Origin of the sequence: Reichenbachiella sp. (assembly GCF_965233835.1) — a bacterium.
Classification (GTDB): domain Bacteria; phylum Bacteroidota; class Bacteroidia; order Cytophagales; family Cyclobacteriaceae; genus Reichenbachiella.
Genome location: NZ_OZ247585.1, coordinates 2680404 through 2704085 on the forward strand (window position 1 = coordinate 2680404; position 23682 = coordinate 2704085).

The 23682-nt window shown below is 38.8% G+C and carries 22 protein-coding genes; 18 read left to right on the plus strand and 4 right to left on the minus strand.

Annotated features, from left to right (window positions below; translation table 11 throughout):
- The first annotated feature begins 119 nt into the window (after positions 1-119).
- The 6 genes from ACO6S2_RS11415 to ACO6S2_RS11440 all read left to right on the plus strand — a co-directional run bounded on the left by ACO6S2_RS11415 (position 120) and on the right by ACO6S2_RS11440 (position 4558).
- The gene (locus tag ACO6S2_RS11415; protein WP_422358681.1) at positions 120-1556 is read left to right on the plus strand and encodes a histidine kinase; all 1437 of its coding nucleotides are present in this window, start codon (positions 120-122) and stop codon (positions 1554-1556) included.
- Between the two features lie 2 nt (positions 1557-1558).
- A complete protein-coding gene (locus tag ACO6S2_RS11420) occupies positions 1559-2203 on the plus strand; it encodes a response regulator (RefSeq protein WP_422358682.1) in 645 nt (214 codons plus the stop codon).
- A 170-nt stretch (positions 2204-2373) separates the two neighbouring features.
- A complete protein-coding gene (locus ACO6S2_RS11425; RefSeq protein WP_422358683.1) occupies positions 2374-2826 on the plus strand; it encodes a DUF1987 domain-containing protein in 453 nt (150 codons plus the stop codon).
- A gap of 191 nt (positions 2827-3017) precedes the next feature.
- Complete coding sequence (locus ACO6S2_RS11430; RefSeq protein ID WP_422358684.1) at positions 3018-3176, plus strand: hypothetical protein; 159 nt, start codon at positions 3018-3020, stop codon at positions 3174-3176.
- Between the two features lie 72 nt (positions 3177-3248).
- A complete protein-coding gene (locus ACO6S2_RS11435; protein ID WP_422358685.1) occupies positions 3249-4364 on the plus strand; it encodes a tetratricopeptide repeat protein in 1116 nt (371 codons plus the stop codon).
- Entirely contained in the window at positions 4364-4558 is a 195-nt protein-coding gene (locus ACO6S2_RS11440; RefSeq protein WP_422358686.1) for a hypothetical protein, read from the plus strand. Before ACO6S2_RS11435 ends, ACO6S2_RS11440 begins: the two co-directional genes overlap by 1 nt.
- 9 nt (positions 4559-4567) lie before the next feature.
- Here the strand turns inward: ACO6S2_RS11440 and ACO6S2_RS11445 are convergent, their stop codons facing one another.
- On the minus strand, positions 4568-4954 hold the full coding sequence (locus ACO6S2_RS11445; RefSeq protein WP_422358687.1) for a hypothetical protein: 387 nt from the start codon (positions 4952-4954) through the stop codon (positions 4568-4570).
- 213 nt (positions 4955-5167) lie between these two features.
- Between ACO6S2_RS11445 and ACO6S2_RS11450 the strand changes: the two genes are divergently transcribed.
- On the plus strand, positions 5168-5401 hold the full coding sequence (locus tag ACO6S2_RS11450) for a hypothetical protein (protein ID WP_422358688.1): 234 nt from the start codon (positions 5168-5170) through the stop codon (positions 5399-5401).
- A 50-nt stretch (positions 5402-5451) separates the two neighbouring features.
- On the opposite strand, the gene ACO6S2_RS11455 is transcribed toward ACO6S2_RS11450, so the two are convergent.
- The gene (locus ACO6S2_RS11455) at positions 5452-7524 is read right to left on the minus strand and encodes a helix-hairpin-helix domain-containing protein (RefSeq protein WP_422358689.1); all 2073 of its coding nucleotides are present in this window, start codon (positions 7522-7524) and stop codon (positions 5452-5454) included.
- Complete coding sequence (locus tag ACO6S2_RS11460; RefSeq protein ID WP_422358690.1) at positions 7521-8366, minus strand: hypothetical protein; 846 nt, start codon at positions 8364-8366, stop codon at positions 7521-7523. Before ACO6S2_RS11460 ends, ACO6S2_RS11455 begins: the two co-directional genes overlap by 4 nt.
- A gap of 47 nt (positions 8367-8413) precedes the next feature.
- On the opposite strand from ACO6S2_RS11460, the gene ACO6S2_RS11465 reads away from it, so the two are divergent.
- The 11 genes from ACO6S2_RS11465 (at position 8414) to ACO6S2_RS11515 (ending at position 22671) form a co-directional block, all read left to right on the plus strand.
- On the plus strand, positions 8414-8614 hold the full coding sequence (locus ACO6S2_RS11465; RefSeq protein WP_422358691.1) for a hypothetical protein: 201 nt from the start codon (positions 8414-8416) through the stop codon (positions 8612-8614).
- A gap of 87 nt (positions 8615-8701) precedes the next feature.
- Entirely contained in the window at positions 8702-9694 is a 993-nt protein-coding gene (locus ACO6S2_RS11470; RefSeq protein WP_422358692.1) for an SMP-30/gluconolactonase/LRE family protein, read from the plus strand.
- Positions 9695-10005: 311 nt separating this feature from the next.
- Positions 10006-10800, plus strand: coding sequence for a thymidylate synthase (locus ACO6S2_RS11475; protein ID WP_422358693.1), 795 nt, complete (start codon positions 10006-10008; stop codon positions 10798-10800).
- Positions 10801-10968: 168 nt separating this feature from the next.
- On the plus strand, positions 10969-11643 hold the full coding sequence (gene sdaAB / locus ACO6S2_RS11480) for an L-serine ammonia-lyase, iron-sulfur-dependent subunit beta (RefSeq protein ID WP_422358694.1): 675 nt from the start codon (positions 10969-10971) through the stop codon (positions 11641-11643).
- 7 nt (positions 11644-11650) lie between these two features.
- A complete protein-coding gene (locus tag ACO6S2_RS11485; protein ID WP_422358695.1) occupies positions 11651-13099 on the plus strand; it encodes a TolC family protein in 1449 nt (482 codons plus the stop codon).
- A gap of 4 nt (positions 13100-13103) precedes the next feature.
- The gene (locus tag ACO6S2_RS11490; RefSeq protein ID WP_422358696.1) at positions 13104-14450 is read left to right on the plus strand and encodes an efflux RND transporter periplasmic adaptor subunit; all 1347 of its coding nucleotides are present in this window, start codon (positions 13104-13106) and stop codon (positions 14448-14450) included.
- Positions 14451-14567: 117 nt separating this feature from the next.
- Positions 14568-17672 (plus strand): UvrD-helicase domain-containing protein, encoded by a 3105-nt coding sequence (locus tag ACO6S2_RS11495; protein WP_422362443.1) that lies wholly within the window; start codon positions 14568-14570, stop codon positions 17670-17672.
- A gap of 12 nt (positions 17673-17684) precedes the next feature.
- Entirely contained in the window at positions 17685-18659 is a 975-nt protein-coding gene (locus ACO6S2_RS11500) for an NADPH:quinone oxidoreductase family protein (protein WP_422358697.1), read from the plus strand.
- A gap of 43 nt (positions 18660-18702) precedes the next feature.
- Positions 18703-19080 carry a hypothetical protein gene (locus ACO6S2_RS11505; protein WP_422358698.1) on the plus strand — a complete coding sequence of 126 codons (378 nt, stop codon included), beginning with the start codon at positions 18703-18705 and terminating at the stop codon, positions 19078-19080.
- A 535-nt stretch (positions 19081-19615) separates the two neighbouring features.
- Entirely contained in the window at positions 19616-21214 is a 1599-nt protein-coding gene (locus ACO6S2_RS11510; protein WP_422358699.1) for a hypothetical protein, read from the plus strand.
- An 8-nt stretch (positions 21215-21222) separates the two neighbouring features.
- Complete coding sequence (locus ACO6S2_RS11515; RefSeq protein WP_422358700.1) at positions 21223-22671, plus strand: DUF5723 family protein; 1449 nt, start codon at positions 21223-21225, stop codon at positions 22669-22671.
- Here ACO6S2_RS11515 and ACO6S2_RS11520 read toward each other — a convergent pair.
- Positions 22668-23681 (minus strand): metallophosphoesterase family protein, encoded by a 1014-nt coding sequence (locus tag ACO6S2_RS11520; protein WP_422358701.1) that lies wholly within the window; start codon positions 23679-23681, stop codon positions 22668-22670. The genes ACO6S2_RS11515 and ACO6S2_RS11520 overlap by 4 nt on opposite strands.
- Between the last annotated feature and the right edge of the window lies 1 nt (position 23682).

Sequence of the window (23682 nt, forward strand, 5' to 3'; positions counted from 1 at the left end):
CGAATTTAAAATCAGCCTTTGAGACCCACATGACCAACCTGCAGCCTTTTGATTCTTTCTTTTATTCCTGTTTTTTGAGTATTTATCGCACTGTGATGCTTTCTATGAACTAAAGAAAAGTGAGCGGTAGTATTGATCTAATATATGACAAGACATTAAAGGTGATCACGGATTTACTCCATGTGAAGAATGCTGCTATACTTAGTGTTGGAGAGTCAGCGCTGATCGTCGAACGTTATTTAGACAAGGGTAAAGTGAAAAATGAAGGACAATTGACGCTCGACGATAAAAAGCTGCTCAATGAAGTGTCTAGTATGACTGAACCATCTCTTATATCCTCTGGTATCTTTCAAACGACAAGGCTGGTCAAACTAGTTCCAGGCTCTAACTATTATGTTTTTCCCTGTTTGGACAGTCACTCTAGGGTAATTGCGGTGATCCTGTTACCAGTGCTTGATCTAGAGGGTTATAATACAGAAAACTATTCTCTGGTACATGTGGTAGGACAGCGGTTGTCTGTAGAGCTAGAGAAAAGTAGAGTGATCAAAGAACGGGAAAGTTTGAGTGAGTTCAACGCTTCAGTACTAGAATCTTTGGACGAAGTGACCTGGGATTATTCTATTACAAAAAAAAGAACCCTATGGTTTGGAGCTGTTTATAAGGTATTTGGCTATCAGAAAGAAGAAATGGGGAATGATCCTGAGTTTTTCTTAGATCGTGTTCACCCTTCGGATCGAGTAAGTTTGGAAGACAGGTTGATTATGAATAAACAGCCAAACGAGAAGTTTACGATTGATTTCCAGTTTAAGAATTCAAAGGAGGAGTACCATTGGTTGAGAATAGAAGGGGTTCTTCATGTCGCAGCGGATGGGAAGGCAGAAAGAGTGATTGGGGTTGTTAAGAATGTCCATATGGAGAAAATGGCTGAACTTTTAAGAATCAGAGCCATGATAAAAGCTAAAGATGGAGAACGAAAAAGAATTGCTTCAGAAATACACGATAGCCTTGGGCAAACACTTTCGGTAGCGCGCCTTCAGTTGGATACACTTCTAGAACTAAACAAAGACGCTGATTTCGAGGATAAAGTGAAAAGTGTTTCTGATTTGGTTGCAGGTGCGATTCAGGAAAGTAGAGCTATTTCTCATGACCTGATGCCACCTGCATTGGTAGATTATGGTTTAATTCCTGCTTTGGAAACAATGATCAACCAAGTGGATAGATCCTCTGATGTGAAATTTACTTTTTTTCATAATGAAATTGAAGAGCGTTTCGAAGAGGAGTTTGAAACGAATATTTATAGAATTTGTCAGGAAGGAGTAAATAATATCCTCAAGCATGCGAAGGCCAAAACAGCTACCATACAAGTGATTAGGCATCCCGATTATGTTTACATTAGTATTGAAGATGATGGTGTAGGGTTCAAGCAAATCAGCGATATTAAAGAGGGAGCAGGCTTGGGATTAAAAAATATGGCCAATCGGGTGGCTTATCTGGGAGGAAAAATTGACTTCGAGTCTAACCAGGGATCAATCATAACCATAGAAATTTCAATCTAGCAATGAGTAGGAGAATTTTATTAGTAGATGATCATAAGATCATGAGAGATGGCATTAAAGCCATTATTACGGAATCGTCAGCGTATGAGGTGGTATCAGAGGCATCAGATGGTGTGGAAGCCCTCGATTATTTGGCGGATCATTCCGTGGATATTGTGGTGATAGATATCAATATGCCAAATCTTGATGGAGTAGCTTGTACAAAGGCCATCAAAGAAAAAAATGCTGAAACCAAGGTGTTAGCCATGAGCATGTATGTAGATGAGCAGCACATTGTGAATATGTTACAAGCAGGGGCCAACGGCTATATTTCCAAGGACGCAGGAAGAAAGGTGTTGTTGGAGGCTTTAGATACGATCAATAATGGCGAAGCCTATCACGGAAAAGAAATCACAAAAGTCATTATGTCCGAATTCTCCAAGACAAAAGAGGAGAAGATGAAAGAAAACCCCATTGACTTCTTGACGGCTAGAGAATTGGACGTATTGAAATTGATTGTTGAGGAGAAGTCTAATTATGAAATTGCCGATGAACTTCATATCAGTATCCGGACCGTCGATGCTCACCGTAGGAATCTACTACAAAAGACTGGTGTGAAAAATGCAGTGGGCTTGACCAAATTTGCTCTAAAACATGGTATAGAGTGAATTTAGAGCCAAAAAATCAGCACATCTAAGTGATTTGCCTATAAGAAATTTGGGTATCAGTACCTATTGTCCTCGACCGTAATGATCCATACTTTTGATCTTATAACAAACTGATAAAGTTTGTTATTTGGATTGAATAATCATTAAAAGATAAATTAATGGGTCTAGCTATGGAGGGTATAATCACAATTCCGAGAAGTGAAAACTTGAATACGACGGTAAATCACAGAAGATTTAGGAACTATGTGATCAAAGCTACTTCAGAGACACCTTTTGTCGCACTTGAAATGGCAAATCGTACATTGCTAATAAAAGGGACTTCGCACCCTGAAAACCCAGGTGACTTTTATGATAAGGTTGATAAGCTTCTTGCCTTCTATTTGGCTGAGGGTAGAAAATCTTTAACTGTCAATCTTAGTTTGGATTATTTTAATACCAGTTCTGCTCGTTATTTATATCAGCTTATGGCTCAATTGAAAGAGTATCAAGAAGATGGAATGGACTTGACTGTGAATTGGTATTATAAAATTGATGATGAGGATATGTTGTTGTCAGGTAAGAATTTCAGCAGCTATACCCAATTAGAATTGAAATTGGTACCGACCTCACCATCAAAATATTAGATGAAACTTTTTTGATTTTAGCCGAAACCAAGAAGAAATATTGAAAGAAAAAAACTGAAGGTAAACCAACCTAACCAACTTTCTAACCTGCCTACCCAGATTTTTTCAGCCACTATTTCAATTATTTCTGACTGGTTTTCGGTCTAAATGTAGCATTAAAAATTAATCAGTTATACCAAAACATTACAGTTATGAAAAAATTAGGTTCATTATTACTAGCAGTTATTTTTGCAGGTAGTTTATTGACATCTTGTGTAGATGCTCAGGCAGACGAAATCTATGATAACGTTGTGCCAGAGAAGACTTCAGAGGGTGAAAACTCTAGCCATAAGACCACAGGCCCTGGGTGATTATTAACTTCTTTTAAAATACTGAATTGCTTCTCCTAAATCAACCAAACCCTACCTATCTTTGATATCAAAATGAAGATATTAAAACTTTTCTTGATAACCCTTGTAGTTTTTTCCTGCACGGATGCTTTAGACGTTGATGTCGAAAATAAGTATGAAGAGGCTATGAGCTTATATAGGAACGGAAACTATGATGAGGCACTAGATAATCTAGATATTGTTTTCAATAATATAGATGGTGATGGCTCGGAACTCAAGGTAAAAACTCTTTATCTAAGAGGTTTCATTTTCTATTTACAGGATAATAACAAGTCTGCTTATAAGGACTATCTCGAGGCTATTGAGATAGCAAACGCTCTAGGTGATAAATTGAGAGTTTCAAAACTTTATAATGAAGTTGGTCAAATTTTTTATGAAAGTGAATTGTATGATCAAGCTCTAAATCATTTTCAAGAGGCTCTGAATTTGGCTGATTATGCCACAACTCAAGATAGAGCTAATTATAATTATGGAGTAGGGAAATCTTTAAAAATGATTGGTAAAGTTGAAGAAGGGGTGAGCTATTTACTCAAGTCAATGGATATCAATTTAAGTTTAAATAACTATGCTGCCCTTGTAGGAGATTATAATGAATTAGCAATTGCACAAAGGAAAGTTGAGAATTTTGATGAGGCGATAAGGTTATATCAGAAAAATGAAGGTATTGTTTCATTAATACAAAATTCAAATTTCTATTCTTGGCAATTATACAATAACATGGGGAATGCTTATCTGGAAAAGGGAGATATTGAGAGTGCTGAAAAATATTTGAAAAAGTCACTTAAATTTAAATCAAACGATGTTCAGCTTTGGATTACCTATAATAATCTAGGTAAGGTTTATAATGAAAAGGGCGAGTATGAAAAGGCCTGGAATTGCTTTAAGAGAAGCTTGGTATACAATAGTAAAAAAGGTGAAATGAATGAATTGGCGATCACTAATCAGGCACTAAAGAAGACTTTTGAAAAGTTGGATCAACCTGATAGCTTGCTGTATTATACCATGTTAATAAATGATATGGCCTTGCCTATGATCCAAAACCAATCCTGGCTAAAGGACGAAGAAGAGAAAATTGCTTTGCTCACGAAGTATCAAGATCATGAAAGGAGAAAGCAGAACAAGAACAGTACGCTAAAACCTCTTGGCTGATGGCGTTCATTATGACTTTTATCTTTGTTTCCGGCGTTTTATCAGTAAGACTTTGGAAGATTTACCATTACAAGTCTGCCGAGAAAGGACTCGCATTGATCAAAAACTCTAATGAAATGGTTTATCTCCTGGATATGTTCAGGAAGGAAAAAGAAGAAATGAAAAAATCTATGGATCAAAAGATTCGACATTGATCCGTTTCCCTAGGCATTCTTATACTCGTCAATAAGTTTATTCTTCACTTTTATTAGTTCACTGAGTCCCTCAATGTGCTCCTTGAGGAGTTGGATTTCAATATCCTTGCCTGCAATTACATTATATATACCATCCTGCGATTCTACATTTTCGATCGCTTTTCCTATTTCATGATAGTCGTCTATTAGCATTTCTCCCTTTCCGGTAACTAGCCAAATTGGGTTGAGCTGCGGATATTGCTTACAAATTTCCTCTAGTACGTCTGTACTTACCGACCCATCTTCAGATCCCGCGAGTTGTAATGCGTCTTTTCCCAGGCCTATGCTGTTATTTAGTTGGGCAGAGGAGATAGATTCATTCTGGATGAATTTTAGAATGCGATGGATGATTTTCATTTTCTCATAGGCTGTAGTTGGAAGAGTGAAATTACCAAAAACAAGGTATACTTTGAATTAATCTCGGTGAAATATTGAACTGTAAATTGAGTGAGTAATTATCTAAGGTTTATGCCAAATAGGTATTTTACCAATTTCATAAAATAGGTTTTTCTGACATAGTATGAGGTTAATATTGACCGTAACTTGGCGGTATAATTAAACATAAAAGTTATGAAAATTGAAGATCCAAAGGTTTCACTAAGAGTAATTGAAGACTCACTAATGACAGAAATCGCAAGAAAGGAAGCAACAAGAAATGTGTTACAATGGTTTAATCAGATTGATGCTGAAGAGGAATTGATCCCAATAGATAAACCCTCAGAACTGTTGGCACTCATGATTGATGCTAAGGGCGAATATTTGAATAAAAATGAATTATCAGTGGTAAGAGAAATGTGCGGTTGATATGGTAGACTATAAGAATAATTAAATCCTCATTGTAAATCAATGAGGATTTAAAACTTATATCTGACTTGAAACTTTACATCACTTCTGGTATGTCCTTCTATTTCGTTTAGTCCGGATCCTACACTGGACAAATTTCGATAGTCATACCTTCCATATCGCGCCCATATTGTCATTTTCCTCGTGGGTTTGTATTGTAGCATCACATAACTTCGTGTTCCTTGGTTTGCGTAGGCAGGAATCGAAAAAACATACAACAAATCCTTTTCGAATACATACTGACGGTTTTCATAGTCCTCCGTGTCAAACAAAGCGAACCTCGTACTGATGGTGAACTTATTAATTTTGATATTGAAGTCTTGAATGACCGCCACACCTTTGGTTTGACTGCCAGAAAGGTCATACGTACTAAATTGAACCCTTGATTTCAACGTAAATATTTCGTTGGCTGTAAAATCTAAGTTACCAGCATAATTACGCTTCACTCCATTTTCAAGTACATGTAAATTCCCTCCTTCAGTGGATACAGATACTTCTTTGGCCTGTTCTCTGAGCTGAGCATAGAGCTTGATCCTTCTGGTTGGTTTATATTCAGCTCGGAGAAGGTATTCGTAACCTTGAGAAGGGGAGTTGACTCCGAATCGAAGCCAGGGAAATTTGAATCGATCATAGTATGCTGAAAAGGATGTTCTTTTACTTGGTGTTACTTTGATACCCCAATATAAACCTTCTTCATTGATGTTTCTTGAGCCCTCACCAAACGAGTTGCCATAGAACGAATGGTAATCTTTTGCATAATTTCTGTACAAAAAGCTCATAGAAACAATGGGAGAAAGACTTCCCATAAAACCACCCACAATGGCCATGCCGCCAGACTTGGAACGTGCTACTTCTGAAAAAAGTAGAAAGTTGTGCCAGTTGTAATTGGCAAACAGGCTGGCATTATAATTATTGTCTCCTTTGAATTCAAACTGGTTGTAATTGTTTGGAGTCTTTTGGATAGGAACAGAAAAGCTGTTGTGTAAGAATGTAGCTCCAAATTGCAGATTGCTATTTTTGAGATCGTTGTAGGTGAGATTGATACCTGCAGATTCTTCCTGAATTCCTTTTCGTGAGGCTAGTTCGCTGTATGTTCTATGCATACCAACGTCCTGAATGCCGGTAATGTATTCTTGATAATCACCACCGAAGTCTTCAGATCTAATGATACCATCTTGTTTTAGTCTGGAATAGAAAGGAGTGATTTCAAGATTTTTAATAGTGTAGGTAAAAGCTGCACCGCGCATAAAACTGGTTTCTAGCGCTGAGGTATAGGGTCTTAGGCCCGAATTGCCGCGTTTTACTGTGGTGATAGTCTCTGCACCCTTTCCCGGGTTGAACCCCGATCCCAGTACAAGCCCTTGTCCAAACTGCATTTGATAATCACCCAAAGCGATACTTTTGAAAGCACCTTTATCATATAAGAACAGGTGATAAGAATAATAATCAAAACCATATTGCTTGGCGTCATGATCTATAAGAACTTGCTCCCCAGGATCCTTTTCGAAAGTAAGTCCTACACTGAAATCCTTGGAATGACTTGATCTAAACCTTCCATAGATTTTGTACGGAGAACCGAGGTATCTGGAAGAGTCGGATCGCAGATAACCCGATTGATCTTCTAAAACTCTTTCGGTACGCACGATGAGGTAGTTGTTTTTTTCTGAAGCAATGCGCTTGAGTAGATGACCACGAGTGGAATGGTCTCCAGGAGATCGGACTTCGACAAAGGGTAGGAGATTGTTAATCGTGGTCCTATCAAACCCATCTATCACTTGAAGTTCATAAATGGATAAAAGTGGGCCATTGCTATCTAAGTATTCGATCAGATTGTTAATCTGATTGATGTTGAGTTGAAAAAGACTATTGAGTTCGTTTTTTGTGGTTTCGTTTAGGTTGATAGGATTTGAATACAGTTGATACAACGTCTCATACAAATCATCATAGTTGATATCTTCATCTGGAACTTGAAATAGATCCTCAATAAACTCCTGAATGTCAATGTCGTTTCTGTCGTACTGCTGTGCTAATAGAAGGGGAGAGTCAAAACAATACACTAGCGCTATGATGACGAGCTTTTTCAATCACCGAAAGTATAACCTACTGATATTTCATGAATGCCTCCTAAGTCGGGATTATTGTTGTAGCTATAATCAGCTTTCAACTTTCCTGGGTAAAATCCTAAACCAAAACTACTTTCAAACGGTTTGGTGTTGAAGCCCGTTCTCAAACTTAGGTTATCCAGTATTTTATATTCCAAACCTAATTTTAGTACTGCATCCTGATCAACTTCCTTCTCTACTTCAGCATTTAACATGAGATCTTGACTTGGTCTATAGCTTAGCCCGGTTTTCATTATGGTAGGTATTCTTTCGTCGCTTACCGTTGAGAGCTTGGCTTGGTTAAGGTTAGATACATGTGCACCAAAAAACAATTGTTCGGTCAGTTGTGCTCTTCCCCCAAAATCAATCATCAAAGTTTTTCTGCTCCCAGCTCCTTCGATATTAAGCTGATAATAGCTCACATTGAGGCCAAGACTAACAATACCAAATTGATTACTAAAACCAAGGTTTAAACGTTGCTCATTATACAGGTCATCACCAAAGCGGAACATGCCTAAACCTGCAGTTCCTCCTAAAAGCGGATAAGTTGCTCCAAGTGCCAGGCTGGTGAATTCCGTAATGCCATATTTATTTTTAAAAGAAGTGAATATGGATTTTTCTTGAAAGTGAGCTAGACCACCAATATTATTGAATAGCGCCCATTCATCTCCAAGCGTAATGGAAGAGCCTCCGATGGCGGAAGACCTTGCACCCATAGCGTAATCACCATTTTGAGCTTTGGTAGAGACAATCGTAGTCAGCCAAATAAGTCCAGTGAGGAAGTATTTTTTCATCTGCTGCAAACTAATAATTCTTATTTTCAATTCATGGCATTTAACAAAATTGTAATATTGCCTACTGAAAATTACTCATGAGTATCGCCCTAGATAATATCCGAACCAACAAAAAATATGTACTTACCAACTACGGTGAGAAGTTTGAATTTACCGTTGTGGAAATCAAACCTAATGATGAGTTCGTGCTAAAGGATTTAAACACATTAGAATTTTACCTGATGTCTGAATTGATAGGAAGAGGAAGGGGAAAGGACTTTAGTATTTGGGAGAAGTAATCTTTGACCAGCTCATTTGTGACAAATGCCCATCTTGTGTAAAGCGCAGAATAATCAATTTAGCTTTAGAAATTAAAATCAAGACTAATGAATGTATTAAATGCCATAGGCATTTTCGGATTGGGGTGCGCATTGATAGCATGCCAGGCAAAGAGTGAATCAGGAAAGGATATTTCTCAAGAGAATTTAGTGAATGAATGGGACGCTAGCCTTTATTTAGAAATGCAAAATCAATTGGGTGAAGGTGCGATCTATAATCATAAGACAAATGAATTTTGGCATATAGATATAGAGGGCAAACAGTTCTATACCACAGATATAGTGAGTCGTGAACAAAGAACTTTTGACGTAGGGGATAGAATTGGCACTATCGTTCCCAATGACTTGGGTCAGGCCGTTGTGGCGTTGCAAAATGGATTGTATACATATGATTTTGAGTCCAATACGCAGGAATTGATTGTGAACCCATTGGATACAATTTCAAATATTCGGTTTAATGACGGAAAATGTGATCCTGCTGGTAGATTGTGGGTAGGCTCCATGGGTTTGGATCAACAATCTTATAGAGCTTCCTTATATAGTTTAGATCAAGGTATTGTTAAGCAGCAGTTGGATAGCATTACTATTTCCAATGGCATTGTTTGGTCTAAGGACCAAAAGACGATGTACTACATTGATACGCCGGATGAGAATGTAAAGGCCTATGATTATGATGTAAAAACCGGTCGTATTTCTAATGGTCGGGTAGTTATAGAAATAGGCGGTATAGGTTATCCAGATGGTATGGCGATAGACTCAGAGGATATGCTTTGGATTGCACTGTGGAATGGCAACATGGTAGGCCGATGGAATCCAAATACTGGAGAGTTGATAGGCAAGGTGAACGTGCCTGCACATAATATTACTTCTTGTGCCTTTGTGGGTGAAAGATTGGATTCCTTAATCATCACTTCGGCTCGGGTTGATATGAGTGAAGAAGAATTAGAAAAATACCCGTTGGCTGGAAGCTTGTTTGTAGTTGTGCCAGGAGTAGAGGGTGTCAAAAGTACTTTTTACAAAACAGCTGTTTCAGCGCAATAAAAATATAATTGTATGCTAAGTGAAAGGCCTGCTCTTCGAGCGGGCCTTTTTTGTGTAGAAGTACCCTGGTAAATTCGTGCATTTCCAGTCTATCAATTACCTTTATCGCTTCAAGTTTAATCCATAATCCATATTTGTGATTGAAACTTTGTTATGAGAGTATAAATCGCAAAAAATCAAGAAGTTATTCGAGAGAGACATAGCAAGGCTATGGTGATTGAGAGTAACGAAGCGAAGCGTTTGATTTGAAGAGAGTTATGCTCGGAATAGATTTTTCAATGACAATTTTGAATTTAATTTCATAGCCACTCATGAAGCAGTATCACGAACTCATGCAAAGAATTCTGGACGAAGGTGTTCAGAAAGGGGACCGTACAGGAACAGGAACCAAAAGTGTATTTGGCCACCAAATGCGATTTGATCTCTCTGAAGGTTTTCCGGTAGTCACTACAAAAAAACTGCACTTGAGGTCGATTATCCACGAGTTGTTGTGGTTTTTGAAAGGAGACAGTAATATCAAATATCTCAAGGACAACGGTGTATCCATTTGGGACGAATGGGCGGATGAAAATGGAGAGTTAGGCCCTGTATATGGAGTACAGTGGAGAAGTTGGCCTACGCAGAGCGGAGAGACCATCGATCAGATCAGCCAACTGATTCATGATATAAAGAACAACCCCAATTCCAGAAGGCTGATTGTAAATGCCTGGAATGTAGCTGAAGTACAAAACATGGCATTGCCGCCTTGTCATGCGTTCTTTCAATTTTATGTAGCAGAAGGTAAGCTAAGTTGTCAGCTGTATCAGAGAAGTGCCGACGTGTTCTTGGGGGTGCCTTTCAATATTGCTTCTTATGCTTTGCTGACCATGATGGTGGCTCAAGTATGTGACTTAGAACCGGGGGATTTTGTGCATACGCTTGGAGATGCTCATTTGTATTCTAATCACATGGAACAAACCGAATTGCAGTTGAGCCGAGAGTGCAGGTCGTTGCCACAAATGAAAATTAATCCTGAGGTAAAGGATATTTTTGGATTCAAGTATGAGGATTTCACCTTGGAAAATTATGACCCACACCCGCATATTAAAGGAGCAGTTGCGGTCTAAATATTCTGTATTCGAGCTTTTTCAATTATTCAGCACATAAATTTTAACTTGCTGTAATAAATATTTTATTCAGACAACTAATCACCTGATGTAACGATTATCATGTTGACTCGGTCTAATGAGTGTTTGTGATAATATTTTGTGTCAGATGATGCAACCCAAAATCAAGTGGAAAAAAGTAGTGTATTCGATATGATCGGTCCAGTGATGATCGGACCCTCAAGTTCTCACACCGCTGGTGTGGTGAGAATTGCCAGAGTTGGTGTTAAGTTGCTTGGCGGCGTTCCGGATGAAGCCGAGGTAATTTTCTACAACTCGTTTGCTCGCACCTATGAGGGGCATGGTAGTGATAGAGCCATCATAGCTGGTTTATTGGATTATAAGACAGATGACAAAAGGATTAAAACGTCATTTGATGAAGCGAAGAAAACTGGCTTGAAATACAGCTTCAGATCAGTGGGCAATGCCTCCACAAGACATCCAAACACTATTGAGTTGAAATTGAAAAAGGATGGTAAAACCGTTACCATGATAGGAGAAAGCAGGGGCGGTGGTGTAGTGAAGATCGTGGAGGTAAATGGATTTGCTGCTGGATTTACAGCCAACTTGCACACTATCATTATAGAAGCAGATGACCGTCCAGGGAGTATCACTTTCATTACCAGCGTAATTGCTCATGATGATTGCAATATTGCTACTATGACCGTCTCTCGCAAAGGCAAGAATGATTTGGCCTGCCAGATTTTGGAAATGGACTCAGGCCTCAATGATATTACCCTAGAGTATTTAAGAAATTTAAAGTGGATTAAAAATGTCATCTATATACCTGACATTGATAAGTAAAGTATAAATGAAGAACCTAACAAGCTTGATATGGAGTGGCTTGCTTTGCCTTTTTGTTGGCAATGTATGCGCGCAGGACTACCAATATTCATTAGAGGAATGTATTAAAATTGCCTACGAAAAGAATCTTACTATTCAACGAAGTCAGCTCGATCTGAAGGTGAGTGAGGTGACAAAGAATCAGTCAAAGCTAGAGCGCCTACCAGACTTCAACGTGGGAGCAAACTATGGCATCAACTGGGGACGAACGATTGACCCAACTACTAATAATTTCGTAACAGAACAACTCAACTCTTCTAATATCAATGGAAGGAGTAATTTGACGGTATTCAATGGTATGCAGATTCACAATAGCATCAAACAGTCAAATGTGAGTTATGAAGCTTCCTATGCAGATTTAGAAAAAGCAAAAAACGATGTAGGTCTGAATGTTGCCACCCTTTACCTCAATGTAATTTTCAATCAAGAACTATTGGCGAATGCCGAGTACCAACTGAATAGCACCAATCAGCAACTGGAAAGAACAAAAAAACTTGTTGATGCAGGAGCACTACCAGTAACAAATTTGCTTGACTTGCAAGCGCAATCAGCGAGCAATGAGGTGAGCGTGATTAACGCAGAGAACAGCTATAATTTGGCTATTTTGAACTTAAAACAGGCTCTTCTTATTCCCGCTGGTGATCGTTTTGAAATTGAGATTCCTGAGCTTGAATTAACGCTGGATGAAACTGCGCTCATGACTCCGGATGAGATATATAAAACGGCAGAAGCTGTCATGCCAGAAATCAGGAGTGCTCAATTGAGGATTGAGGAAGCCGATCTCAACTATAAAATTTCTAAAGGGGCCTACTCTCCAACCTTCACCGTTTCTGCAGGGTTTAACACGAACTATTCAAGCTTCGCTGATCGAGAACGCGATATTTACGATGGGACTATTCCTTCTACTGTTCCGATAGGGTACGTGCCTTCATCAGGAGAAACTGTAGTATCTGATGTGAATCTTCCTAATGTAGTTGAAACTCAACCTGACTTTCCTATTGGAGAGCAATTTCAAGAAAACATTAGTAAGAATATTGCTTTTAATTTGAGTATTCCTGTTTTTAATAAATTCAGAACTCGGGCGGATGTACAACGGTCTATGTTGAGTAAGTATAGGGCAGAAGTTTCTTCGCAGGAAGTTCGTAATCAGCTCCGTCAAAATATTGAATCTGCTTATAATGACATGATGGCTGCATCTAAAACTCATACAGCGAATCAAAAGCAAGTGGAAGCATTAGAAGAAGCATTCCGGGTGACAGAGAATCAATTCAACCTGGGAGCGGTGAACTTTGTGGACTATCAAGTGGCTACCAATAATTTATATATGGCAAAGTCCGACCTGGTTAGGTCAAAGTTCGATTTTATTTTCAAACAAAAAGTGCTGGATTTCTATCTCGGCAAACCAATTACTTTCTAAACTCATGGCGAAGAAAAAAAATAACAATAAGCTGATCTATGGACTGATCGGCGGAGCACTAGTATTGATTGTTTTCCTAATGATAGGGAAAAAGAAGGGGTGGATCGGTGAACGTGAAAGGACTGAAGTGGCTTTTGGTGAAGTTAAAAAGGTGGACATCACAGAAAAGGTGAGTGCCTCTGGAATGATTCAACCTATTGTCGAAGTCAAGCTAAGCCCTGAGGTATCAGCGGAAATAATTGAACTTAATGTGGAAGAGGGAGATTCTGTAAATATCAGGGACGTGCTTGTTCGTTTAAAGCCTGACAATCTTAAATCTGCATTAGATCGTACACGTGCTTCTTTGAATCAGCAAAGAGCCAATCTGGCAGATGCTGAAGCCAGGTTAGCTTCAGCTAAAGCTTCATTCAAAAGGTCTGAATTGGAGTATAAGCGTCAGAAGCAATTGCATGATTCTAAAGCCATTTCGAATGCGGATATGGAATTGGCTGAAGCGAATTTTAAAATCGCCGAACAAGATTTGAAATCTGCGGAGAAAAATGTTGAGGCTGCCAGGTATGTAGTGCAAAGTGCCTTGGCTACAGTAAAAGAAGCGAATGAAAACCTGATGTTTACTACAATCACTGCACCTATGGGAGGCATTGTATCTAAGTTGGATGTAGAAAAAGGTGAACGTGTGGTAGGTACTTCTCAAATGGCAGGTACGGAGATGATGCGCATTGCCGATCTAGGTAACATGGAGGTGCGTGTAGATGTAAATGAAAATGACATCGTGAGAGTAGCATTGGGTAACGAAGTGGAGATTGACGTAGATGCTTATTCTTACTTGGATAAGAAGTTTAAAGGAAGAGTAACTGCGATAGCTAATACAGCCAATGCAAAAGCATCAGCTGACGCTGTCACAGAATTCGAAGTGAAAATTAGAATATTGAATAGTTCTTACAAGGACTTGTTATCCAACAATAAAGTGCCATTCCGTCCCGGCATGACTGCCAGTGTGGATATTATTACCAATACAAAAAGAGGTATTCTGTCAGTCCCGCTTGGAGCTGTAACCACCCGGATTCCAAAGGATGAGGACGAAGGGAATGAGGAGAAAGATGGATCTAAGAAAAGAAATCGTGACGATGAGTTAAAAGAAGTGGTCTTTGTGAATGTAGAGGGTAAGGCTGAACTAAGAGTGGTGAAAACTGGAATTAGCGATTTTGATAATATTGAAATTGTAGAAGGTGTTTCAGAAGCTGATCAGGTGATTGTTGGTCCTTATTTAGCTGTTTCTAAGAAGCTGGAAGAGGGGGATTTGGTGAAGGCGCAGGAAACGAAAAAAGAAGATGAAGAATCTGAGTATTAATCATCATGAAATTAATTTAAAAGGCGAAGAATAATTTCTTCACCTTTTTTGTTTTGAAGATGGTTATACCCTTTCTTAGATGGGTATTAACTTACATACCCTATCAAAAACTTCAGCATATATCGAGCTTCTGCCGGATCAGGTAAAACTTATATTCTGACCTACAATTATATCCGTCTGGCCTTGAAGTATCCGGATTATTTCAAGACTGTGCTGGCGGTGACTTTTACCAACAAAGCGACTGAAGAGATGAAGTCGCGAATTCTCGAAACACTCGAGCAGCTTGCCAAGGGACAGCATGCGATGTCTTCAGATTTGATGAAAGAATTAAATGTCAATGAACGTCAATTGGCAGAAAGATCGGATGCTTTGCTTCGAAGCATCCTTCATAATTACTCCTTTTTTGCGGTAACTACTATTGATGCTTTTTTTCAAAAGATCGTTAGATCATTTGCCCGTGAAATTGGTATTCAAACTGGTTTCAAAATTGAGCTGGATCAACCCAAGGTCATTTCAGAAGTAATTGATAAAATGCTTCTGGAAATGGTAGACGATCCGCAACTGATTCGATGGCTCACAGATTTTGCGATTTACCAAATCAATCAGGGTAAGTCTTGGGATACCCGAAATGATATCAAAAGCTTATCTAATGAGCTCTTCAACGAGTTTTTAGTCCAAAATAAGCACAAGGTGTTTGCTCAATTGAACAAACCTGATTTTATAGGAGAATTCATTTTGAGTCTAAACAAAAGGAGAGAGGAGTTGGAACATAGCTTAATTGAAATTGGAAAGCAATTAAGAACTAACCTGAAGACACATGGATTAACACGAGATGATTTTACATACAAGGCAGCTGGAGTGGGTGGATATCTGGATAAGGTGGTTAATGGAGAGTTTGCTGAGCCTGGAAAACGCGTGTATGATGCCCTGGAACAGGGTAAATGGTACAGCAAGGGAGCTGACAAGACGGCTGCTATAGATAATGCTATTGCAGCTGGATTAGCGGATCAGCTATCTGCCGCGATCGATTATTACTTCAAGCACAACAGAGAATACCAATCGCTCGAGCAAGTAATCAAGTACATCTATACGTTTGGCTTGTTGTCGAGAATCTCTGAAGAAATCAACAATTACCGAGAGGAAAATGACCTATTGCTCATTTCTGACTTCCCTGTTTTCCTCAATGAAATCATAAATGACAGTGACGCACCGTACATCTATGAGAAAGTAGGTACGAGATATAAGCATTATCTGATTGACGAATTTCAGGACACTAGTGGTTTGCAATGGAACAACTTTAAACCGCTGATCCAAGACACTTTGAGTGCTGGCAACTTTTCTATGGTAGTAGGTGATATCAAACAATCTATTTACCGTTGGCGTGGTGGTAATTGGAAAATTCTTTTGGACCAGATCAAAAAAGACATTGGTGAAAACCACATACAAGATGAAGGGTTGAGCACTAATCGCCGTAGTAAACAAAACATTGTTGAGTTTAATAATGACCTTTTCAATAAGGCACCCGAAATGCTAGAGAGCCATTTAGGGTCAAATATAGGCGAGGCTATTCAAGCCAATTTGAATATGAAGGCTGCCTATCAAAATAGTGCGCAGCAACTTTTTGATGAGTCCGGCGAAGGTTTAATCAACATTCGATTCTTTGAGAAAAATGAAGAATTGGAGGATTCTGATGACTTTGTGGTTGGAGAACTGGTAAAGTATATTCAACGATTGCAGGATGCCAATTATCAATTGAATGATATTGCAATATTGGTTAGGACTAATCCTCAGGGGCGAAAAATTTCTCAAGCATTGATGGAATATCAGTTGCAGGTGGGGGATGATGGATATAAGTATGACCTAATCTCTAACGAATCCCTCTATATCAAAAACAACCCTGCCGTCCATCTCATTTTGCAGAGTCTGGCATGGGTAACCAATACCGAACAATCATTGGCCTTGGCTCAATTGAAATATGCGTGTACACAATACGCCAATCAAAGAAACACTGAGATATCATTAGAGCAGCTAGTCTCAAGAGTTGATGAACTGACGAGGATGAATATGTCTCAAATGGTTGAGACCTTGATAGATCATTTTAGTCTATTTCACTATCAGCAAGATCATGCCTATGTTCTTGCTTTTCAGGACCTTATTTTGGATTATCTAAAATATGAAAAAGACAGTCTTACTGACTTTTTGCTTTGGTGGTCAGATCATGACACTAGATCTATTCAAGTATCTGACGATCAGGAAGCCATGCGGCTGATGACTGTGCATAAATCTAAAGGACTACAGTTTAAAGTTGTCATTGTACCCTACTGTCAATGGAAGCTAGATCATTCTGGGACCAATGAGCAATTGCTTTGGTGTGAAACCAATGGTTCATCTGTATTGGAGCAGATTCCTTTTGTACCGATCAGATACAAAAATGATTTGTCTAAGACCGTTTTTGTCGAAGATTATTACTTAGAAAAGTCAGATATCTATTTGGATAATTTGAATTTGCTATACGTGGCTTTGACCAGAGCTGAAGAAGCGCTCTTTATCGTTTCTCAGATAAATGCCAATTCAAGAGGGATTTCACAAGTAGGCGATATTTTATTTAATTATGCCAAGGAGAGGGCGTTGATTGAGGAGGCCTTGGAACCAATTGAAATAGGTAGATTGCCAGAATATAGCAGCTATGAGAAGGAGCTGCTGAACCAGGAGTCTTTGTTGCCTGTTGATTCATCAGTTCCGGAGAGCAGAGTCAAATTGAGGCATAAAGCCAGAATTCTGGAGGAATCTGTTATTGAATCAATCAACTATGGGCAGGTCATTCATTGGATATTTTCGATGATACAGTCCAAAAAGGATTTTGCAATGGCCTTGGGAAAGGCTCAAATCAAATTTGGTCTTTCGGATATGGAATTGACAGACATCAAATTAAAACTGAGAGAAATTTGGGAGACGCCTCAGATAGCTGGTTGGTTTGAATCTAATTGGGATGTAAAAAATGAGTCTTCCATATTGCTCACTGATGGTAAATTGAAGCGGCCTGATCGGGTGATTGTTCGAGATAATAAGGCAATTGTAATAGATTATAAAACAGGAGCCAGGGCTGAAAGTCATCTCCGCCAGGTGAGTGAGTATAAAAATATCCTGGAACAAATGGGTTATGATCATGTAGATGGTTACTTAATTTATTTGTCGGAGCCAGATGTATTAGCAGTAGAATAAACATATAAAGTGATGAAAGCAGTATTATGTGAATCTTACGGGCCGCCTGAAAACTTGGTGGTTAGAGAGATAGAATCATTAACTCCCGGAAAGGGAGAAGTAGTCATTGAGGTGAAGGCGAGTGGATTGAACTTTCCGGATACTTTGATCATTGAGGGTAAATATCAATTTCAGCCGGACATGCCCTTTTCTCCTGGAGGAGAAGTCGCTGGGGTTGTTAAGGTACTAGGTGAAGGTGTTACACATTTGAAAATTGGAGATCGTGTGATGGCTGGCACTGGTTGGGGTGGATTTGCGGAAGAAGTAGTTGGAAAGGCGACGAATGTTTTTCCACTGCCAGAAGGTATAAGTTTTGAGCAGGCTGCTTCTACCATGATGACTTTTGGTACATCATATCATGCTCTGGTCAATCGAGCAGAGCTGAAGGCTGGAGAAACATTATTAGTACTGGGTGCTGCTGGTGGAGTGGGTACTGCGGCTATACAGATTGGTAAGGCACTGGGAGCGAAAGTAATAGCAGCGGCTAGTACAGATGAAAAACTGCAATACTGCAAAACCATAGGAGCAGATTTGACCATCAATTACAGTGAAGAGGATTTAAAAGCAAAAGCAAAAGAGTTGACAACAGGTCATGGAGTTGATGTGGTATATGATCCTATTGGAGATAGATTTACCGAGCCTGCTTTGAGAGCCATGGCCTGGAAGGGGAGATATCTGGTTGTCGGGTTTGCTGCGGGAGACATTCCTAAAATTCCTTTGAATTTACCATTACTCAAAGGCTGTTCGATAGTTGGTGTCTTTTGGGGAGGTTTTTTTAGAAATGAACCTCAAGTGAATTCAGATAACTTTAAAACTATTGTGAAATGGTTGGCAGAAGGTAAGGTGCAGGCGCAAATCCATAAGAAGTACTCCCTAGATGAAGTCGCCTCTGCAATGAATGAACTTACAAATAAAAAAGTGAAAGGAAAGATCATTTTTGAACCTTAGAATATTTCTGATGGCTTTAGAATTATCAACTTAACAAATCATAATGAAAAAGCTCTTACTATTATTTTCTTCCTTGTGTTTTACATGGTCGCTCTATGCCCTAAACATTAACACTAAAGACTACAAATTTGAAATGGCCATTCCTTCAGGCTTCGAATTTAGATTAATCGAACCTAAGGGTTATGTAAAAATTGAGGGATATAATGAAATGACCGATACGAATATTCATGCTTATGCATTTTTTTACGAAGATTTTACCAGAGCTAATTTGGTCAATTTTGGATTGGTCAATTTTGGAGCCAATGAAAGCGGTATTGATGCCACTAAATGGGAGAAAGTTCCTGACGGTACAAGTGACAACGGATTTGCCTGGTGGGATACTTATGAGACGAGGGTAGGAGAAAGCTGTTTTATGGAGTGATTGCTAAGAATGAATTCAATGACATTCATTACCTGTTTTTTGCTATGGCACCTGTTGATAGTTTTGAAGACAACCAAGAGCAATACATAGAATGGGCGTTGAGTTGTCAGGGGATAAAGTAAATCAGGACTCATCAAGAAAAGCAAAAGAGCCACAGAATATGTGGCTCTTTTTTTCTTTTTCTACTTTTGAAATAGATGTTCCAAAGCTTATTCTCATCACTTTCTCAAGTAGAATGGAATTTGAAAAATGGATTAAGTTCTTAGTTAGGTACTACTTACTCTAACTAAAATACTGAATTAGAAGGCTAAAGACAAAAAGTTGAAATAGAAATGACTTTATACCAACTTTAAAATGTCCAATACAATGCCGATTTATTGCAACAGGTGTCTTTGTTTAATCCAAGTATCTGCATGATTTGATAGAGTCAGCGCATCTGTTCATCGAAAAAATTCAATAGTGACCAATTTAAAATTAAATAAAATAAGTTCTTTATTCGAGGTAGGGTAATATTGCGTTTGACCTTTTAAAGACTATGAGAAAGATTTTTTTGGGAGCAACCCTGTTGTCCTACCTTTTGCTTGCTTCCTGTCATGTTGATGACCTTGGGAAGGTAAAGCCAGGTACAATATCCCCACACCTTGCCCTTAATTTGGGCTATTCAGAATATACTGTCCAAGAGCTTTTGGAAGACATAGAAGATGAGTCGGTTCAGATCACTACCAATGCAGACCAAACTATGGCTCTCTATTTTAGTGAAAACACGGTTTATGATGATAATGATGAGTTGGTAGCAGTAACTTCGGTCACAAATCAGGAGGAATTTGCTCCAGCTGAAAATGTACCAGCTACTCCAATAGGATACGAAATTGACATTGATGAGGTCTTTACTTTTTCCTTTCCAGCCAACAATGGGGAGGAGATAGATTCTTTATTTTACAGTTCAGGAACACTGGATTTTGAAATGCTTTCCACATTCAAAGGGGATATTGATTATACCTGGGTAATAGAGGGTACCAAGGTGGTTTCTACCGATCAAGATTTGACTAACTCAGAGCAATTGGAGTATGTCAGTGGAGATGTTACGGATAGCTATTCAAGACCATTGGATGGTTTAAAGTCAAAGTTTTATAAAAATGCTTCGGATGAAAATGAGTTTCAGGTTCATGTTGAAGGCACTATTACTTTCGAAGCGGGTACTGAAATATTGCCCGAACAGAAAATGACTTTTGACCTGTCATTCAATAATCCTGAATTCACCAAGATCTATGGGAAGTTTGGAAGTGATCCAATTGACTTGCAAAATCAGTCCATTGATATGACTGCTTTCAATGATTTTTCAGGAGATGGATTAAAGTTGGGCGATCCTCGGATTTACCTAATTACGACCAATTCATACGGTATGGATATAGAGTTGTCATTCGACCAGCTCAAGGCAATAGCTAGTGATGGAAGCGAAGTATTACTTCAGGAAAAGACCCCTCCTGGAATTGATGGTTTTGTTTCTTCTCCGGATGTAGAGGGAGAGGTGAAAATAGATACAGTTGAACTAAATAATGAAAATAGCAATATTGATGATTTGCTGAATTCTGCACCAGTTTCGATGGAATTTGAAATCTCGGGAATTCCAAATCCAGCTGCTAGCACCAGACTGAATAATTTTTTACTTGCGGATAGTAGAGTTGAAATAGAAAGTCTAATTGCTATTCCTATGCAATTTCAAATGGATGGATTTTCTGTTGACTTTGATTTTGAATTGAATGATCTGGATATAGAAAGCGCAGAGAGTATCGTTTTTAATATCATAGCAACAAACGAAATTCCTTTTACAGGCTCCATTGATCTTAGTTTTATAGATGAGCAGGGAAGTGTGTTATTTGAACTTCCTAATGCCGCTGGTATTGAATCACCAACCGTTGACAGCGATGGAAAGACTACGGAACCTCATGTCTCAACTTCCGGAATCGATTTGCCATCTGATGGGATAGACGCACTCATCAATGCCCACAAAATTTTAGCAACGGCTAATATTTCTACGTTCGAGCATGAAAAGGATCGATATGTAACCCTCTACTCAGATTATAAACTAAACATTGAATTGTCACTCGCGGGTGAGGTAACCATACAGCTATGATCCAGAATATGAAAACAATTGTATTAAGCTTTTTGATTGGATTCGTTGGGTTGACTCCTATAGTTCATGCTCAAAGTGACTTGTCATTTTATCACTTAGGAGAGTTAACTCCACAGCACAATATCTACAACCCAGTGTTTTTTCCTGATGCCGACTTCTACGTTTCCTTGCCGCTTATTTCGGGTGTCAGCACTAATATCAACAACAGTTTTACTTACAGCGACCTGTTCGCTGAGATTGAAGGCTCTGACTCAGTTCAATTTGATCCGGATAACTTGTTGTCCAATGTAAACAACGGGGATCGGTTGTCTTTTGATGGATCAATTTCTTTGTTACAAGTAGGGTTTCATGTGGGTAAAGGAGCGGTTCAGTTGTTTGCTAATGAGCGAGTAAAAAGCAGGCTGTATTACCCTAAAACGTTGATGCAATATTTATTAGCAGGTAATGGAGATTACTTGGGGCAGGAAATATCAGAAAATAACCTGCGCGGAGACGGATCTTACTATCGGGAGTACGGTGCGGGTTACTCTCATGAGCTTTCTATTATGGGAGGAAAGAAGCTCCGGGTAGGTATGAAAATCAAATACTTACAAGGTTTTATTCAGGCGGAAGTTGATGAAGATGCGATGGTCAATATACTCACCGATCAGGACAACTATAATGTGCGTGTGACTACAAACCAATCTGTGTTACGTACTGCGGGATTAGATGCCATAGAAAATGCAGATTATCTCGTGTCCAATGGAAACAATGGATTTGGATTTGATATTGGAGCCGATTTACAGATAAACCCGAAGTTGAACGTGGCACTTGCCATAAATGACATAGGTAGTATTACCTGGAAGGAGGGAGTGAAAAACTATGAGTTGATAGAGTCCGAAGCGACCTTCGGTGGTATGGATTTAAGAAATTTAGATAATGCGGGTGATGTTCTCAAGGATACTTTGGAGCAACTTTTTGACTATCAAGTAATTGAAGACGGGCAGTTTAAAACAAAACTAAATACCAGGGTGTTTGTCTCTGGATCCTATAAAGTAATTCCGAAAGGAACCGTAACAGCTACTGTTATGACCAGAAATGATCTAGGAGACTTAAGTCTGACTTATGGGTTTGGATATACTCATTATGTTGGTCGGATGCTAACTGTTTCGGCCTCTCTTTCAAGAAAGCCGAAACAAGGAATAGCAATTGGTGGGGGATTTGGAGCTAGATTGGGAATTGTTCAGCTCTATACTTCTGTGGATAATATGATTGGTTTTACCGATGTTCGAAATATGCAAAATTTGAATGTTCGTGTCGGTGTTAACTTTCTATTTGGACGTCATTCAGTTAAGAAAGAAAAGGATAAAAAATCAGATAACCTTGACGAGCCATCAAAAAGCAAATCAGTAAAGGGGAAAATTGGGCCTTTTCCAGATGAGTATGAGCTGCATCACTTACATGACATTGGCAATTAATCTTGCCCCCTTCGATGCAAACTAGAGAATCCAGAAAGAGTAATATTCATTGAATCGTTAAAAAATCCTTTGGTTTTCAATTTGGATAGCTCATATAGTATGTCTTTCTCATCTGAGTTGATTTGGACAATAGCATCAGATTCAAATGTCTTCATCCTAATGGACAGAAATTCAGCAAGCTGTTCGATAGTTAGCGATATATTTCTGAGATCTATTTGATACATAGGTCTGGTTCTAAGGGGGAGAAATTCGTGGGTAAATGTTTTGCACTCAATGTTCAAAATGTGATAGCCTTTTGTTTCGTTTATCTCATCAAACATGGTTTTTTCTGTAGAACCGCTATAAATTATCGGAACGTTTTTTCCAGCTTTTGAAGGTGCTTCCAAAATTTGATGTTTGTGAATATGCCCTGAGAGGACTATATCAAAGTCACCAGGAAGATCCTTGATGTTGAGCGTGTCTTTTCTGTTTCTAAATTCAAAAAAATGGTGACCTGCTTTTACACCATCTATAGCATGGTGAACGCACAGGATGTTGAAGTCTGATTTACTTACGTTCTTTCCCAGTTTAGTTCGAATTGAAGGAAATTTAGAACGGATATCACCCTTATAGTACGGAAATCCTGAAATCGAGAGCTTAGCGAATGAATACGTTCTAGCAACATCGAATATGTGAATGTTTGGATGGTTTAAAAATAGAGAAGGCGGGAGAGCTGATCTTTCATGATTTCCTGGAACGATCAAGATTTGAATTTCCGCGTTAGCTAAACGTAAAAATTCGGCATACGTTTGATCTACCAAAAATGTAGGTACTGAAGCCTTTTCAAATACATCTCCGCAATGAATGACATAGTCGACTTTGAGCTCTAGCGCTCTGTTTACGACTAACTTAAAGTTATTTAAGAAATCAAAACCTCTTCTTCTTTTTTTACTAGGCTTATTGGTCAGGGGATGATCGAACCCAATATGAGTATCAGAAAGGAGTAAAATGCTGATATTGTCAGCCGACACG